The sequence below is a fragment of the Xenorhabdus lircayensis genome (genome assembly GCF_016306625.1).
Taxonomy (GTDB): domain Bacteria; phylum Pseudomonadota; class Gammaproteobacteria; order Enterobacterales; family Enterobacteriaceae; genus Xenorhabdus; species Xenorhabdus lircayensis.
In genome coordinates this window covers 32,538-49,683 of sequence record NZ_JACOII010000041.1, presented here as the reverse complement: position 1 = coordinate 49,683, position 17,146 = coordinate 32,538, and the positions used below count along the sequence as shown (strand labels likewise).

Annotated in this window: 12 protein-coding genes; 9 read left to right on the top strand and 3 right to left on the bottom strand. The window is 46.6% G+C overall.

The window, feature by feature from the left end; translation table 11 throughout:
• Positions 1 to 368 precede the first annotated feature (368 nt).
• From secE to H8A87_RS12430, 9 genes are all read left to right on the top strand, one after another.
• Positions 369 to 752: a preprotein translocase subunit SecE gene (gene secE / locus H8A87_RS12470; RefSeq protein ID WP_198690281.1), complete on the top strand. Its 384-nt coding sequence runs from the start codon at positions 369 to 371 to the stop codon at positions 750 to 752.
• A 3-nt stretch (positions 753 to 755) separates the two neighbouring features.
• A complete protein-coding gene (gene nusG / locus H8A87_RS12465; protein ID WP_099114156.1) occupies positions 756 to 1,301 on the top strand; it encodes a transcription termination/antitermination protein NusG in 546 nt (181 codons plus the stop codon).
• 208 nt (positions 1,302 to 1,509) lie between these two features.
• Complete coding sequence (gene rplK / locus H8A87_RS12460; RefSeq protein ID WP_198690280.1) at positions 1,510 to 1,938, top strand: 50S ribosomal protein L11; 429 nt, start codon at positions 1,510 to 1,512, stop codon at positions 1,936 to 1,938.
• Positions 1,939 to 1,941: 3 nt separating this feature from the next.
• Entirely contained in the window at positions 1,942 to 2,646 is a 705-nt protein-coding gene (rplA, locus tag H8A87_RS12455) for a 50S ribosomal protein L1 (RefSeq protein ID WP_198690279.1), read from the top strand.
• 336 nt (positions 2,647 to 2,982) lie between these two features.
• Positions 2,983 to 3,480, top strand: coding sequence for a 50S ribosomal protein L10 (rplJ, locus tag H8A87_RS12450; RefSeq protein ID WP_198690278.1), 498 nt, complete (start codon positions 2,983 to 2,985; stop codon positions 3,478 to 3,480).
• Positions 3,481 to 3,543: 63 nt separating this feature from the next.
• On the top strand, positions 3,544 to 3,909 hold the full coding sequence (gene rplL / locus H8A87_RS12445) for a 50S ribosomal protein L7/L12 (RefSeq protein WP_198690277.1): 366 nt from the start codon (positions 3,544 to 3,546) through the stop codon (positions 3,907 to 3,909).
• A gap of 455 nt (positions 3,910 to 4,364) precedes the next feature.
• Positions 4,365 to 8,393 (top strand): DNA-directed RNA polymerase subunit beta, encoded by a 4,029-nt coding sequence (rpoB, locus tag H8A87_RS12440; RefSeq protein WP_198690276.1) that lies wholly within the window; start codon positions 4,365 to 4,367, stop codon positions 8,391 to 8,393.
• A 131-nt stretch (positions 8,394 to 8,524) separates the two neighbouring features.
• On the top strand, positions 8,525 to 12,751 hold the full coding sequence (gene rpoC / locus H8A87_RS12435; protein WP_198690275.1) for a DNA-directed RNA polymerase subunit beta': 4,227 nt from the start codon (positions 8,525 to 8,527) through the stop codon (positions 12,749 to 12,751).
• 437 nt (positions 12,752 to 13,188) lie between these two features.
• Entirely contained in the window at positions 13,189 to 13,461 is a 273-nt protein-coding gene (locus tag H8A87_RS12430; protein WP_198690274.1) for a hypothetical protein, read from the top strand.
• 134 nt (positions 13,462 to 13,595) lie between these two features.
• On the opposite strand, the gene malM is transcribed toward H8A87_RS12430, so the two are convergent.
• From malM to malK, 3 genes are read right to left on the bottom strand one after another with little or no spacing between them, the layout of a single operon-like run.
• Positions 13,596 to 14,558: a maltose operon protein MalM gene (malM, locus tag H8A87_RS12425; RefSeq protein ID WP_198690273.1), complete on the bottom strand. Its 963-nt coding sequence runs from the start codon at positions 14,556 to 14,558 to the stop codon at positions 13,596 to 13,598.
• On the bottom strand, positions 14,558 to 15,814 hold the full coding sequence (locus tag H8A87_RS12420) for a maltoporin (RefSeq protein ID WP_198690272.1): 1,257 nt from the start codon (positions 15,812 to 15,814) through the stop codon (positions 14,558 to 14,560). The genes malM and H8A87_RS12420 overlap by 1 nt, the downstream gene beginning before the upstream one ends.
• A 33-nt stretch (positions 15,815 to 15,847) precedes the next feature.
• Complete coding sequence (gene malK, locus H8A87_RS12415; protein WP_198690271.1) at positions 15,848 to 16,957, bottom strand: maltose/maltodextrin ABC transporter ATP-binding protein MalK; 1,110 nt, start codon at positions 16,955 to 16,957, stop codon at positions 15,848 to 15,850.
• Between the last annotated feature and the right edge of the window lie 189 nt (positions 16,958 to 17,146).

Genomic DNA, 17,146 nt, shown 5'->3' with positions numbered 1-17,146 from the left:
GTGCTGGTGTTGTTGCTAAAGTGATCGCATAATTTTTTTAATGTGTTCATTTTGGAAGGGCATCAATAGATGCCCTTTTTATACGTTGTTTTAAGAAGAACCTATCTCATCAATAGTTGTTCATCAATAATTGCCCAATAGCAGACAAATCGCTGTTTAACGGTTATTCTTAATTATTGGTGAGATAGGCTCTGATACAACGGATGGGCTTTGATATCATTCAGATACAAAAGTCCTGCTGAATTATGGCGCCGAGTCAGATACAATTACAATTATCTTTGGGTTCGGTCTGATTTGTTTTGCTCTTGCGAGGCAAGCTGGCTATCTATTTACATCATAGTTACTTACAAATAGTTACAGGTTGGTTTATGAGTGCGAATAGCGATGCTCAAGAAAGCGGGCGTAGTCTTGATATAGCAAAATGGCTATTGGTGGCAGTGCTGCTGGTGGTTGCTATTGTGGGTAATTACTATTACCGAGAGTATAACCTGCCTCTGCGCGCGATAGCCGTCGTTGCTATTGTTGCCCTTGCAGGAGCAGTTGCATTGTGGACTGCGAAAGGTAAAGCTGCATTAGCATTTGCCCGTGAAGCCCGCATTGAAATGCGTAAAGTCATTTGGCCAACTCGCCAGGAAGCGCTGCATACAACTCTGATTGTTGCGGTTGTGACGGCTATCATGTCCCTGATTTTGTGGGGATTGGACGGTATTCTGGTGCGTTTAGTTTCATTTATTACAGGCCTGAGGTTTTAAAAAATGTCTGAATCCCCAAAAAAGCGTTGGTATGTCATACAGGCATTTTCTGGGTTTGAAGGTCGTGTCGCTCAATCTCTGCGTGAGCATATCAAATTACAAGATATGGAAGATTCTTTCGGTGAAGTAATGGTACCGACAGAAGAAGTTGTTGAGATCCGCAGTGGTCAACGTCGTAAAAGCGAGCGTAAATTCTTTCCTGGCTATGTCTTGGTACAAATGGTAATGAACGATGCAACTTGGCATCTGGTTCGCAGTGTACCTCGCGTAATGGGTTTTATCGGTGGCACATCTGATCGCCCTGCACCAATCAGCGATAAAGAAGTTGATGCGATTATGAATCGTCTTCAGCAAGTTGGTGATAAACCACGGCCAAAAACACTGTTCGAACCAGGAGAAATGGTTCGTGTCAGCGATGGCCCGTTTGCAGACTTCAATGGTGTTGTAGAAGAAGTCGATTACGAGAAGAGCCGCCTGAAAGTTTCGGTTTCTATCTTCGGTCGTGCTACACCAGTCGAGCTGGATTTCAGTCAGGTAGAGAAAGTCTGAACTGATGCTTAAATAAGCGGGCTCGCTTGCAAGGGGTGTGAAATTAGCATACAATTTCGCGCCTTTTGTTTTTATCTGGGTTGTTTTTTAGAAAATGTTTCCTAGATAATTTAGGTAAGTTTTAAGTGGCTTGGTCTTTTAGACGGGGCCTACATCGTCAGGGGAGCCTCATGTTTGAGGCGATAACACCCACATAGAGGAAATATAGATGGCTAAGAAAGTACAAGCCTACGTTAAGCTGCAAGTTGCAGCTGGTATGGCTAATCCAAGCCCACCAGTTGGTCCAGCTCTGGGTCAGCAGGGCGTTAACATCATGGAATTCTGTAAAGCGTTCAATGCTAAAACTGAAAGCCTTGAAAAAGGCCTGCCAACTCCAGTTGTTATTACTGTTTACGCAGACCGTTCTTTCACTTTCGTTACCAAAACCCCACCAGCGGCTGTTCTGTTGAAAAAAGCAGCAGGTGTGAAATCTGGTTCTGGTAAACCGAACAAAGAGAAAGTTGGTAAAGTAACCAGCGCTCAAATTCGTGAAATTGCTGAAACTAAAGCTGAGGACATGACTGGTGCTGACGTTGACGCTATGATGCGTTCAATCGAAGGTACTGCTCGTTCCATGGGCCTGGTTGTGGAGGGTTAATCAATGGCTAAACTAACCAAGCGCATGCGCACTATCCGTGAAAAAGTTGATGTAACTAAACAATATGACATCAACGAAGCTGTTGCTCTGCTGAAAGAACTGGCTACTGCTAAGTTCGTAGAAAGCGTTGACGTAGCTGTTAATCTTGGTATCGATGCTCGTAAATCTGACCAAAACGTTCGTGGTGCAACTGTACTGCCACACGGTACTGGTCGTTCAGTACGTGTTGCTGTATTTGCTCAGGGCGCTAACGCTGAAGCGGCTAAAGCTGCTGGCGCTGAACTGGTAGGTATGGAAGATCTGGCTGAACAGATTAAGAAAGGCGAGATGAACTTCGACGTAGTTATCGCATCTCCAGATGCAATGCGCGTTGTTGGCCAACTGGGTCAAATCCTGGGCCCACGTGGCCTGATGCCAAACCCGAAAGTTGGTACTGTAACTCCTAACGTTGCTGAAGCTGTACAGAACGCTAAAGCAGGTCAGGTTCGTTACCGTAACGACAAAAACGGCATCATTCACACCACCATCGGTAAAGTTGACTTCGACGCTGACAAACTGAAAGAAAATCTGGAAGCTCTGCTGGTTGCGCTGAAAAAAGCTAAACCATCTTCTGCTAAAGGTATTTACGTCAAGAAAGTTAGCCTGTCTACTACCATGGGTGCAGGTGTTGCGATCGACCAGTCTGGTCTGAACGCAACAGCAGCTTAATCATTTAAGCTGAGATAACGCTTTACCTTAGCGTCAGATTTGTCTAAAATCTGACGCTTCGAATTTGCCTGATAGCGTGTTCAATAACACACAACCTTCGAAAAATAAGGCATTATCGGCAAATAACAAATTTTCGGTTGGAGCTTGGCCTTAATCCAAGCCCCGTCCAAGACCGCAGGCGTAAGTAATTACTTAATATCCTGCGTAGACGGTGACAGAGCCAAATGAAATTTATTTTCTGGATTCTGCTCACCGTGTTTTAGCGCTCAGGCACATTTTGTGTCTTGAGTGAAGTGAGTTCCGGGTTTTCCCGGTTAATCCAGGAGCAAGAAGCTAATGGCACTAAATCTTCAAGACAAACAAGCGATTGTTGCTGAAGTCAGCGAAGTAGCCAAAGGCGCGCTGTCTGCGGTTGTTGCGGATTCTCGTGGCGTTACCGTAGGTAAAATGACTGAACTGCGTAAAGCATGCCGTGAAGCTGGCGTTAACGTACGTGTTGTACGTAACACCCTGCTGCGTCGTGCTGTTGAAGGTACTGAATATGAGTGCCTGAAAGAAGCGTTTGTTGGTCCAACCTTGATTGCTTTTTCTTCTGAACATCCGGGCGCAGCTGCTCGTCTGTTCAAAGATTTCGCGAAAGCGAACCCAGCATTCGAGATTAAAGCGGCAGCCTTTGAAGGTGAGTTTATCCCAGGATCAAATATCGATCGTCTGGCAACACTCCCAACTTACGAAGAAGCAATCGCACGCCTGATGGCAACCATGAAAGAAGCCTCTGCAGGCAAACTGGTTCGCACTCTGGCTGCGCTACGCGATCAGAAAGAAGCCGCTTAATTGCCTATTTCCTTCGTCGCTTTTTAACGTATAAACTTTTTCTGAATTTTAGGAACACTTGTTATGTCTATCACTAAAGAACAAATTCTGGACGCAGTTGCAGAAATGTCTGTAATGGACGTTGTTGAACTGATCAGCATGATGGAAGAAAAATTCGGCGTTTCTGCTGCTGCAGCTGTAGCTGTAGTTGGTGGCGCTGCTGAAGTTGTCGAAGAAAAAACTGAATTCGACGTAATCTTGACTGGCATTGGTGCTAACAAAGTTGCTGTAATCAAAGCAGTGCGTGGCGCAACTGGCTTGGGTCTGAAAGAAGCTAAAGACCTGGTTGAAAGCGCACCAGCAGCACTAAAAGAAGCAATCAGCAAAGATGACGCTGAATCTCTGAAAAAATCTCTGGAAGAAGCTGGTGCTTCTGTTGAGATCAAGTAAGATCAGTTTTAAGTTCGCAGCCTAACTTTAAAGGCTGACGGCTGGCGATTTTTTGATCGCCAGCCTTTTTGCGCTGTAAGGGCATTGTTTGTAAAGGTTGTAGTTGAACGCCTTGTTTTAACAGCATTGTCTGAGGCCATATTGCCTGAGAGCGGTATTGTCTGAAAGCGATATTGTTCGAAAAGCATTATGTAGGGAGTTAGTAGCATTTCACACTGTTTGGCTGCTAATTAACCCAAAATACTTCTTCCTATTGACGACTTAATATACTGCGTTCTCAGCTACGATCCACTCGGGTAGCTCGGTAGTAAGGTAACGCAATGAAATGATTTAAGAGTAATAGTAATGAGTATTACGGAAAATATTCTATTTTCTGTTCGAAAAAAATAGTGTTGCAGCGTGCTGTCCTTAAGGGCGGACAGAGTGGGTCACTTGTCAGCGAGCTGAGGAACCCTATGGTTTACTCCTATACCGAGAAAAAACGTATTCGTAAGGATTTTGGTAAACGTCCACAAGTTTTGGATGTTCCATACCTTCTTTCTATCCAACTTGACTCGTTCCAGAAGTTTATCGAGCAAGATCCTGAAGGCCAGAATGGACTGGAAGCGGCCTTCCGTTCTGTGTTCCCAATTCAGAGTTACAGCGGCAATTCCGAGCTGCAATATGTAAGCTACCGTCTTGGCGAACCTGTTTTTGATGTCAAAGAGTGTCAGATCCGTGGTGTGACTTTCTCCGCACCGCTGCGCGTTAAGCTGCGTCTGGTGATCTATGAGCGTGAAGCGCCAGAAGGCACAGTCAAAGATATCAAAGAACAAGAAGTCTACATGGGTGAAATTCCACTCATGACTGATAACGGGACTTTCGTTATCAACGGTACTGAGCGCGTTATCGTATCTCAGTTGCATCGTAGTCCAGGCGTTTTCTTTGACAGTGATAAGGGTAAAACCCATTCATCTGGTAAGGTACTGTATAACGCACGTATCATCCCTTACCGTGGTTCATGGTTGGATTTCGAATTTGATCCAAAAGATAACCTGTTTGTGCGTATTGACCGCCGTCGTAAACTGCCGGCTTCGATTATTCTGCGCGCGATGGATTATACTACTGAAGACATCCTGAACCTGTTCTTCAACAAAACCGTTTTCGAAATTCGCGACAATAAATTGCAGATGACTCTGGTTCCAGAACGTCTGCGTGGCGAGACTGCTTCATTTGATATCGAAGCGAACGGCAAGATTTATGTTGAAAAGGGCCGTCGTATCACTGCTCGTCATATCCGCCAGTTAGAAAAAGATCAGGTAGACCGCATTGAGGTTCCTGTCGAATATATCGCGGGTAAAGTTGTAGCAAAAGATTACATCGACCAGAACACAGGTGAAATCATCTGTGCTGCTAACATGGAACTCTCTTTGGATCTGCTGGCACGTCTGAGTCAGTCTGGTCATAAATCTATCGAGACCCTGTTTACCAACGATCTGGACCACGGTGCATACATCTCCGAGACTCTGCGTGTTGACCCAACCAATGATCGCCTGAGCGCGCTGGTTGAAATCTACCGCATGATGCGTCCGGGTGAACCACCAACACGTGAAGCCGCAGAAAACCTGTTTGAGAACCTGTTCTTCTCTGAAGATCGTTATGATCTGTCTGCGGTTGGTCGCATGAAGTTCAACCGCTCGCTGGATCGTAACGAGATTGAAGGTTCCGGTATCCTGAGCAAAGAAGACATCACTGACGTGATGAAGAAGCTCATTGATATCCGTAACGGTAAAGGTGAAGTTGACGATATCGACCACTTGGGCAACCGTCGTATCCGTTCCGTTGGCGAAATGGCTGAAAACCAGTTCCGCGTCGGTCTGGTTCGTGTTGAACGTGCCGTGAAAGAGCGTTTGTCTTTGGGCGATCTGGATACCCTGATGCCACAGGACATGATCAACGCCAAACCAATTTCTGCGGCGGTGAAAGAGTTCTTTGGCTCCAGTCAGCTGTCTCAGTTCATGGACCAGAACAACCCACTGTCTGAAATTACCCATAAACGCCGTATTTCAGCGTTGGGTCCAGGCGGTCTGACCCGTGAACGCGCAGGCTTCGAAGTTCGAGACGTACACCCAACTCACTACGGTCGTGTATGTCCAATCGAAACGCCTGAAGGTCCAAACATCGGTCTGATTAACTCATTGTCCGTTTATGCGCGTACCAATGAGTATGGTTTCCTTGAAACCCCTTACCGCTTAGTTCGTGATGGTGTAGTGACCGATGAGATCCACTACCTGTCTGCGATCGAAGAAGGTAATTACGTCATTGCACAGGCTAACACCGTATTGGATGAAGAAGGCCATTTCGTTGAAGAACTGGTCACTTGCCGACATTACGACGAATCCAGCTTGTTCAACCGTGATCAGGTTCAGTACATGGACGTTTCGACACAACAGATCGTGTCCGTCGGTGCTTCCCTGATCCCATTCCTTGAACACGATGATGCCAACCGTGCATTGATGGGTGCGAACATGCAACGTCAGGCAGTTCCAACTCTGCGCGCTGATAAGCCGCTGGTAGGAACAGGCATGGAGCGTGCGGTAGCAGTTGACTCCGGTGTAACCTCTGTTGCTAAACGCGGCGGTATGGTTCAGTACGTTGACGCATCCCGTATCGTTATCAAGGTTAACGAAGATGAAATGTACGCGGGTGAAGCGGGCATTGATATCTATAACCTGACCAAATATACCCGTTCCAACCAGAACACCTGTATCAATCAGATGCCATGTGTTTCTCTGGGCGAACTGGTTGAGCGTGGTAACGTACTGGCTGATGGTCCATCCACCGACTTGGGTGAGCTGGCACTGGGTCAGAACATGCGCGTGGCGTTCATGCCATGGAATGGTTATAACTTCGAGGACTCCATCCTCGTATCTGAACGTGTTGTTCAGGAAGACCGTTTCACCACCATTCACATTCAGGAACTGGCCTGTGTGTCCCGCGACACTAAACTGGGGCCTGAAGAGATCACGGCTGACATCCCTAACGTGGGTGAAGCTGCGCTGTCTAAACTGGACGAATCCGGTATTGTTTATATCGGTGCGGAAGTGAAAGGCGGCGACATTCTGGTTGGTAAAGTGACACCGAAAGGTGAAACTCAGCTGACACCAGAAGAAAAGCTGCTGCGTGCGATCTTCGGTGAGAAAGCGTCTGATGTGAAAGACTCCTCACTGCGCGTACCAAACGGTGTTTCTGGTACGGTTATCGACGTACAGGTCTTTACTCGTGATGGTGTAGAGAAAGACAAGCGTGCGTTGGAAATCGAAGAAATGCAGTTGCGTGATGCGAAGAAAGACCTGACAGAAGAACTGCGAATTTTCGAATCTGGCTTGTTTGCCCGTATTCACTCTGTACTGGTTGCCGGTGGTATTGAAGCGGAAAAACTCAGCAAACTGCCTCGTGAACGTTGGTTGGAGCTGGGCCTGGCTGATGAAGAAAAACAAAATCAGCTGGAGCAGCTGGCAGAACAGTATGACGAACTGAAAGCAGAGTTCGAGAAAAAACTGGATGCTAAACGCCGTAAGATCACACAGGGCGATGATTTGGCACCGGGCGTGCTGAAAATTGTCAAAGTGTATCTGGCTGTGAAACGTCAGATCCAGCCTGGTGACAAGATGGCTGGTCGTCACGGTAACAAGGGTGTTATTTCCAAGATCAACCCAATCGAAGACATGCCTTACGATGAAAACGGTACACCTGTTGACATCGTACTGAACCCGCTGGGTGTACCATCACGTATGAACATCGGTCAGATTCTGGAAACTCACTTGGGTATGGCGGCAAAAGGCATTGGTGACAAGATCAATGCGATGCTGAAACAGCAGCAAGAAGTTGCCAAACTGCGTGAGTTCATCCAGAAAGCCTATGATTTGGGTGACGATACCAGTCAGACAGTTGACTTGAACACCTTCACCGACGAAGAAGTGATGCGTCTGGCAGAAAACCTGAGAAAAGGTATGCCAATCGCAACACCAGTCTTTGACGGTGCAAAAGAAACCGAAATCAAAGAACTGCTGAAATTAGGTGGTTTGCCGACTTCTGGTCAGATCACACTGTTCGACGGCCGTACTGGTGAGCAATTTGAGCGTCAGGTAACCGTTGGTTACATGTACATGCTGAAATTGAACCACTTGGTTGATGACAAGATGCACGCCCGTTCTACTGGCTCTTACAGCCTGGTTACTCAGCAGCCGCTGGGTGGTAAGGCACAGTTCGGTGGTCAGCGCTTCGGTGAGATGGAAGTGTGGGCATTGGAAGCATACGGTGCTGCGTACACCCTGCAAGAAATGCTCACCGTTAAATCCGACGATGTTAATGGTCGTACCAAGATGTATAAAAACATCGTGGATGGTAACCACCAGATGGAACCCGGCATGCCGGAATCTTTCAACGTATTGCTGAAAGAAATCCGTTCGTTGGGTATCAACATCGAGCTGGAAGACGAGTAAATCGTTTTACCGCTGGTACTGTCCGGCATGAAGATGTCGGACAGTCTATCAGCCAGTGGTTACACTGGTCATAAGGGGGGAGTGGCATGTGCCACTCACCTAACAGGTCTAACTCCGACAGGAGCCATTTCGTGAAAGACTTATTGAAGTTTCTGAAAGCGCAAACCAAGACCGAAGAGTTTGATGCGATCAAAATTGCTCTGGCCTCCCCAGATATGATCCGTTCGTGGTCATTCGGGGAAGTAAAAAAGCCGGAAACTATTAACTACCGTACGTTCAAGCCTGAGCGTGACGGTCTTTTCTGTGCACGTATTTTCGGGCCAGTAAAAGATTACGAATGCTTGTGTGGTAAATACAAGCGATTAAAACACCGTGGTGTGATTTGTGAGAAGTGTGGCGTTGAAGTGACCCAAACCAAAGTTCGTCGTGAACGTATGGGACACATCGAGCTGGCATCTCCAACCGCGCACATCTGGTTCCTGAAATCGCTGCCATCCCGCATCGGTTTGTTGCTGGACATGCCTCTGCGCGACATTGAACGCGTACTGTACTTCGAATCCTATGTGGTTGTCGAAGGCGGCATGACTAGCCTTGAGCGTAGCCAAATCCTGACTGAAGAACAGTATCTGGATGCACTGGAAGAGTTCGGTGATGAATTTGATGCAAAAATGGGCGCAGAAGCGATCCAGTCTTTGCTGAAAAATCTGGATCTGGAAAACGAATGCGAAACTTTGCGTGAAGAGCTGAATGAAACCAACTCTGAAACTAAGCGCAAAAAACTGACCAAGCGTATTAAACTGCTGGAAGCTTTCATTCAGTCTGGTAACAAACCAGAGTGGATGGTTCTGACCGTACTGCCAGTTTTGCCACCGGATCTGCGTCCACTGGTTCCACTGGATGGCGGTCGTTTCGCAACGTCAGACCTGAACGATTTGTACCGTCGCGTGATTAACCGTAACAACCGTCTGAAACGTCTGCTGGATCTGGCTGCGCCAGACATCATCGTACGTAACGAAAAACGTATGTTGCAGGAAGCGGTTGATGCGCTGCTGGACAACGGCCGTCGCGGTCGTGCGATTACCGGTTCCAACAAGCGTCCTCTGAAATCCTTGGCAGACATGATCAAGGGTAAACAGGGTCGTTTCCGTCAGAACCTGCTGGGTAAACGTGTTGACTACTCAGGCCGTTCTGTAATTACCGTAGGTCCATACCTGCGCCTGCATCAGTGTGGTCTTCCTAAGAAGATGGCACTGGAGCTGTTCAAACCATTCATTTACGGCAAGCTGGAACTGCGTGGTCTGGCGACTACCATCAAAGCAGCCAAGAAAATGGTTGAGCGTGAAGAAGCCATTGTATGGGATATCTTGGATGAAGTGATCCGTGAGCACCCGGTTCTGCTGAACCGTGCACCGACCCTTCACCGTTTGGGTATTCAGGCATTTGAACCCGTACTGATCGAAGGTAAAGCGATTCAGTTGCACCCATTGGTGTGTGCGGCTTATAACGCCGACTTCGATGGTGATCAGATGGCTGTTCACGTACCGCTGACGCTGGAAGCACAGCTGGAAGCACGTGCGCTGATGATGTCTACCAACAACATTCTGTCTCCAGCGAGCGGTGAACCAATCATCGTTCCATCTCAGGACGTTGTATTGGGTCTGTACTACATGACGCGTGACTGTGTTAACGCGAAAGGCGAAGGCATGGTTCTGAGCGGTTCTAAAGAAGCAGAGCGTGTTTACCGCGCAGGTCTGGCTTCTTTGCACGCTCGTGTCAAAGTCCGTATCACTGAAGAAGTGAAAGATGGCGAAGGCAATGTCACCGTTAATACAGGTCTGGTGGATACCACTATCGGTCGTGCCATCCTGTGGATGATCGTGCCTAGAGGTTTGCCATACTCACTGATTAACCAGGCGCTGGGTAAAAAAGCAATCTCCAGAATGCTGAACACCTGTTACCGCGTACTGGGCCTGAAACCAACAGTTATCTTAGCTGACCAGACCATGTATACCGGTTTTGCTTACGCTGCCCGTTCAGGGGTATCCGTAGGTATCGACGACATGGTTATTCCTGAGAAGAAAGAAGGCATCATCGCGGAAGCAGAAGCAGAAGTGGCCGAAATTCAGGAACAATTCCAGTCTGGTCTGGTAACTGCTGGCGAACGCTATAACAAAGTTATCGATATCTGGGCTGCGGCGAACGAACGTGTTGCTAAGGCGATGATGGAAAACCTGTCTACTGAAACTGTTATTAACCGTAACGGTGAAGAAGAACAGCAGGTTTCTTTCAATAACATCTTTATGATGGCTGACTCCGGTGCTCGTGGTTCTGCTGCTCAGATCCGTCAGTTGGCAGGTATGCGTGGTCTGATGGCGACTCCAGATGGCTCCATCATCGAGACCCCGATCACCGCGAACTTCCGTGAAGGTTTGAATGTACTCCAGTACTTCATCTCAACTCACGGTGCTCGTAAAGGTCTTGCGGATACCGCATTGAAAACGGCGAACTCCGGTTACTTGACTCGTCGTCTGGTTGATGTTGCCCAAGACTTGGTTGTGACTGAAGATGACTGTGGTACTCATAACGGTATCCTGATGACTCCGGTTATCGAAGGTGGTGACGTTAAAGAGCCACTGCGTGAGCGCGTATTGGGCCGTGTGACGGCTGAAGACGTTCTGAAACCAGGCACAGCGGATATTCTGGTTACACGTAACACTTTGCTGAACGAAAAATGGTGTGATCTGTTAGAAGAAAACTCTGTTGACAGCGTGAAAGTACGTTCCGTAGTAAGCTGTGAAACTGACTTCGGTGTTTGTGCGAACTGTTATGGCCGTGACCTTGCTCGTGGTCACCGTATTAACAAAGGTGAAGCAGTTGGTGTTATCGCGGCACAGTCAATCGGTGAGCCGGGTACACAGCTGACGATGCGTACGTTCCACATCGGTGGTGCGGCATCTCGTGCGGCAGCAGAATCCAGCATTCAGGTTCGTAACAAAGGTCATCTGAAACTGACCAATGCTAAATTCGTTACTAACTCAGCGGGCAAACTGGTTATTACTTCCCGTAATACCGAACTGCGCCTGATTGACGATTTCGGCCGTACCAAAGAAAGCTATAAAGTGCCTTACGGTTCGGTATTGGCGAAAGGTGATAGCGAGACAGTGACCGGCGGCGAGACCGTTGCGAACTGGGATCCACATACCATGCCAGTCGTGAGTGAAGTATCCGGTATCATCCAGTTCTACGACATGGTAGATGGTCAAACCATCACCCGTCAGACGGACGAACTGACCGGCCTGTCTTCACTGGTAGTTCTGGACAGTGCAGAGCGTACCGGTAGCGGTAAAGATCTGCGTCCAGCACTGAAAATCGTTGATGCTCAGGGTAAAGATGTTCTGATCCCAGGTACAGATATGCCTGCTCAGTACTTCCTGCCGGGTAAAGCGATTGTTCAGCTGGAAGATGGCATATCCATCTCTGCGGGTGATACGTTGGCGCGTATTCCTCAGGAATCTGGCGGTACTAAAGATATCACCGGTGGTCTGCCACGCGTTGCGGATCTGTTCGAAGCTCGTCGTCCGAAAGAGCCGGCTATCCTGGCAGAAATCAGCGGTATCGTTTCCTTCGGTAAAGAAACCAAAGGTAAACGTCGTCTGGTAATCAGCCCGCTGGATGGTAGTGATGCTTACGAAGAGATGATCCCTAAATGGCGTCAGCTCAACGTATTCGAAGGTGAAGTTGTTGAACGCGGCGACGTGATCTCCGATGGCCCAGAATCTCCACATGACATTCTGCGCCTACGTGGTGTTCACGCGGTTGCTCGTTACATCACCAACGAAGTACAGGAAGTTTACCGTCTACAAGGCGTTAAGATTAACGATAAACACATCGAAGTTATCGTTCGTCAGATGCTGCGTAAAGTGACTATCGCGAGTGCGGGTAGCTCCGAATTCCTCGAAGGCGAGCAGGTTGAATACGCGCGCGTTAAAGTCGCGAACCGTAAGCTGGAGCAGGATGACAAAGTACCGGCAACCTTCCATCGTGACCTGTTGGGTATCACCAAGGCATCACTGGCAACAGAATCCTTCATCTCTGCGGCGTCGTTCCAGGAAACAACCCGCGTACTGACTGAAGCCGCTGTTGCAGGTAAACGTGATGAACTGCGTGGCCTGAAAGAGAACGTCATTGTTGGTCGTCTGATCCCTGCGGGTACAGGTTATGCTTACCATCAGGAGCGCATTCGCCGCCGTCACGCAAACGAAGCGGCCGAAGTGCCACCAGTTAGCGTTGATGAAGCCACTGCAAACCTTGCTGAATTGTTGAATGCAGGTTTCGGTAGTAGCAGCGATAAAGAGTAATATCGTAATAAGTAGCATACTCTATACGTATAGCTAATCGTGAAATGCCCTCTCTTAGTAGAGGGCATTTTTTATTGGATGGAAAATCAAAATGAGATGAATCATTCATATTATTGCAATTATTTTCTTCCCATTTTGATGCGTTTTACCAATCCATATTTCATTTTGTCGTCACTACGACATAGGATAAAATAAAGTTGGATGATAATCCTTTTTTCTGGATCAATTATCTATTACGGACAGATTCGACTGAAAAAATGGCAAGAACTTTTGCTAATAAACCAGATCCAATGCTTTTGTAACCGATTGATAATCGACTATAAGATGTAAAATTATTTATTCGATAATTAACAATGGATTATTCGATAACACTATAATTTTTTCCTTTATTATAAGTGATAGTTAGGTTGAGAATAATTTTATGGAGGATGATATTGATGGATGTATTGGCAGATGTGCTGGAAATATTTTATAGAATCATAAAATGTATAATGAAATTTTTAGCTTGGATATTTAATGTTGCCGTAAAAGATATTGTTATTTCTTTGTTTTCTATAGGCATTCTATTCTTGATTATCTTTTATGGAATAATACCTAGGTTTATGTTTAATCTGTTATTGTTGGCAATGTTGGTTGGTTTGGTTTATAAAATTCGTGGAAAAATAAAAAATTATTTGAATAAAAAAGGCATTATGGATTATTTTAAATAAATATGCTGATGTTAACTCAAGATAATGATAATTCATTAGAGTAGACTAATGGGTTTATAGCATATTAAGAGCCTATTCCATTAGGCTCTTAAGTTAAATGCCAAATATCACTATAACTATTTGATAAATCAAATCTATCCTTTATTCTTTAACATTTTAATAAAAGTTTTCCGCGCAGTTGGAGAGCCAAGGCGCTCCGCTTCATTTAGTAGTTTCAACGCCTTATCAATATCGCCACTGCTAATGGCTCTCTTGATGGCGTCATTGAAATATTGTTCGGTATCGTTCAGTACAGGTTTCACTGTAGGTGCAACAGATTGCGGTATAGACGCAGCAGGGGCTGTTGTTACCTGTGTAGCACCGATTGTGACTGGTTTGGGTGCAGGTGTAGAAAATACCTGTCCAATCAGAATATTGCCGGTATCGCGTTCTGATTTCACTTTTAGTGTTAATGCTCCAGTCTCTGTATGGCGAGCAATCGGGTCTGGGATATTAGGAACCGCATTACCTATCCCCTGAGCATAGGCTTTAGCGGGATCGACCATTTGCGTAGAGGCTTGCAAATCAGCACGGGTGGTATAAATAAGTAAATAAATTCGCTGTTGTCCCAATGCTGGTGTCAGCTTTAATACACCTTCAAGCCGATCAACGGACATAATGCCTGGCCGTTGATAGCGAAAATAGTGGCTTGGATAAAAGGCAGCAGGATGGAGTTGCTCATCAAGGACTAAAACATTTGGCGAATATACTTGCTTATCCTTTATCAGACTGTTCAGTATAATTTCCAATGAGCCTTGATTAGCTGGCAAAGCAAATGCGGCTATCGCTCCGCGAATATCTCCGTCATTAAGTTGTTGTGACGCGTCATTGAGGATAATGGTCTGCGTGTCATGAGCATTAATTGGCTGCCACTGTAATTTCTGCAAGGCTGACATAGAAAAAGTAGGCGCGATAGCGTTAGACGTTTTTATGTCAGACTCTGTTTTATTCGTGATTACTGCATCGGATACAGCGGTATCTGATGCAGCATAACTCACAGCAGGAATTATGTTGCAGAGCAGAGCACTGAGGCAAAGTGGGAGTAGTTTTGTTTTCATTACCACCAAGCCTCAAATTGGGCACCAAACGTAAATTCATCACTGTTACCACGGCTGAATCGTTGTGCTGATGTATCACGGTAAGCAACACCTTTGGTGTAACCCCACTTCTCATCCCATTTGGAGTAAGTGGCAAATAAACGAATGGCTGGGCGTGACCAGATACTATCTCCAGCTTGCCATTGTTGAGCCAGTGTGATTTTGTACTGATTATTGGTTGCCTTGGTGCGTTGAGATTTCACATTGTCATAACCAACTTCCATCAGAGTACTCATTATCGGTGTCCACTTGTACATTGGACGGACACCCACGGTGTACCATGTGTTGCCATCGTTATTGTCGCGGTCAATATTCTGATACATGGCGACATACATGAGATCCCATTTATCTGTGATACTGATTGCGCCATGATCTATAAGTCGCAGCATATGCCCGTCATTGTTTACACTGGCACCTTCGGAACGACCATTGTTGTTAGAAGTCATCGCGTCAGTTGCGTACTGTAAGACAAATTTGTTGAAACCACCGAATATACTTTGAGTATGTTCGGCGGTCAGCATCACACCGTCTTTGGATGCCTTTTTATCAAGCTGGTATCCCTTGCGAGCATTGGCTCGTCCATAATTAATGCCAAGCTCCAGTGTGCCGCCAGCATTGACAGGTAAGTTGGCTAGCCGTATATCGAAAACATCATTCGAGGTTGGGATTTCTTTACGTTCACCAGCGATCCAACCACGCGACCCTCCGGATTCTGTATTGCGGGTTACTGCGAGAGACAATTTACCAAAACCAAGATCAAGATTCTCCAAACCCGCACCAGGGCCGGAAATATCCCAGTAATAGAAATCGATCATATGCACATCGTGTCGTTGATAGAAACGTTTACCGACCCATAGTGTTGAGCCGGGCAACCAGTCAATGATATTCGTTGCCTGCACGTTTGCTTCACGGAAAGCGGGGTTGGTGGATTCCCAGTCTTTTTCCTGGGCTACAGAGTAAGCAATATTGGTATCAAAATAGAAACGTTTGTCGCCATCTTTCCATAATTCTTGCCCTAGTTTAAGTTCCGCGTAGGTTTCACATTCGTTGCCTAGACGGTATTTACTCGGCGTTCCCGTGGTTTGAGCACATTTTTGCTCACCGCCACTACCGGTCCAGCCAATGCCCGAACGGGCATAGCCGTGAAATTCTACTGCAACAGCTTGCATGGATAATAGGCCAGTTAGCATGGCCAATGAGAGAGACAATATACGCATGATGATTCCCCTGTTATTTTTTATAGCGCGGATTTAAACTCCGGGCTCTTCATGTAAACGCTGACATGAGGTTCCGTCTTCGCGGAAAAGGTGACAACGATGGGGAGCTAACCCAATAGTGAAGTTCGCTCCTTCTTCCACGAGAACAATATCAGGTTGGCGGTAAACCAAGTTTTGATGAATGGCAGGTATGCGGATGTGAATCTGAGTTTCATTCCCCAGTTGTTCCACGATCTGTACTGTCCCCTCTAACGTAACATCGGCTACATCATTAGGCAAAAGGTGTTCGGGGCGAATTCCCAAAGACACATTACTTCCGACAGTGAGTCCTTTACTTTCAACAGGTAACCAAATAGGTTGACCATTGGGTAGGATAATTTGCACCTGATCGACGGCAATGGCAGAGATTTTGACTGGTAGGAAATTCATTTTCGGTGAACCAATGAAACCCGCAACAAAACGGTTGGCTGGGTAGTGATAAATTTCAAGTGGTTTGCCAACTTGGGCAATATTGCCGCCATCCAGCACAACAATTTTATCCGCCAGTGTCATGGCTTCGGTTTGATCATGGGTTACATAGATCATTGTACGTCGCAGGCGCTTGTGCAGGCGTGAAATCTCAATTCGCATTTGTACACGCAGAGCAGCATCCAGATTGGAAAGGGGCTCATCCAACAGAAAGATATTCGGTTCCGCCACTAGTGTTCGACCAATGGCGACTCGCTGACGTTGTCCGCCGGATAGCGCCTTGGGACGGCGAGCCAGCAAGTGGGCAAGTTGGAGGGTTTCTGCAACTTGTTGCACTCGCTTTTGAATATCGTTTTTTTTGGCCCCAGCCAGTTTCATTCCGAATGACATATTGTCTGCAACAGAGAGATGGGGATATAGTGCATAAGATTGAAAAACCATGCCGACACTGCGTTTGGCTGGCGGAACATCATTCACTCGCTTTCCTGCTATCAACAAATCACCGGATGTGATGTCTTCCAACCCCGCGATCATCCTTAGTAACGTTGATTTTCCGCACCCTGATGGGCCGACAAATACGACAAATTCCCCTTCCTGAATATCAAGATTGAGATCTTTGGAAATGACTGTTTCACCATACGATTTAGATACATTGCGGAATGTGACGCTAGACATTTGTTCCCTCCCTCGAATTTGCCACCTCAGCTTCCTATGTGTTTCTTATTCATCGTAGTGAGAAACCTAGTGAAAAACTGATGGCAGGATTGTGTACAAAACAACAGACGTGAGAATCCTCCATCCCTGAGTTTTTTATGGGGGAGGAATTAGGATGATGAGCTTAATGTGATTGGGGAATGGAAGAAC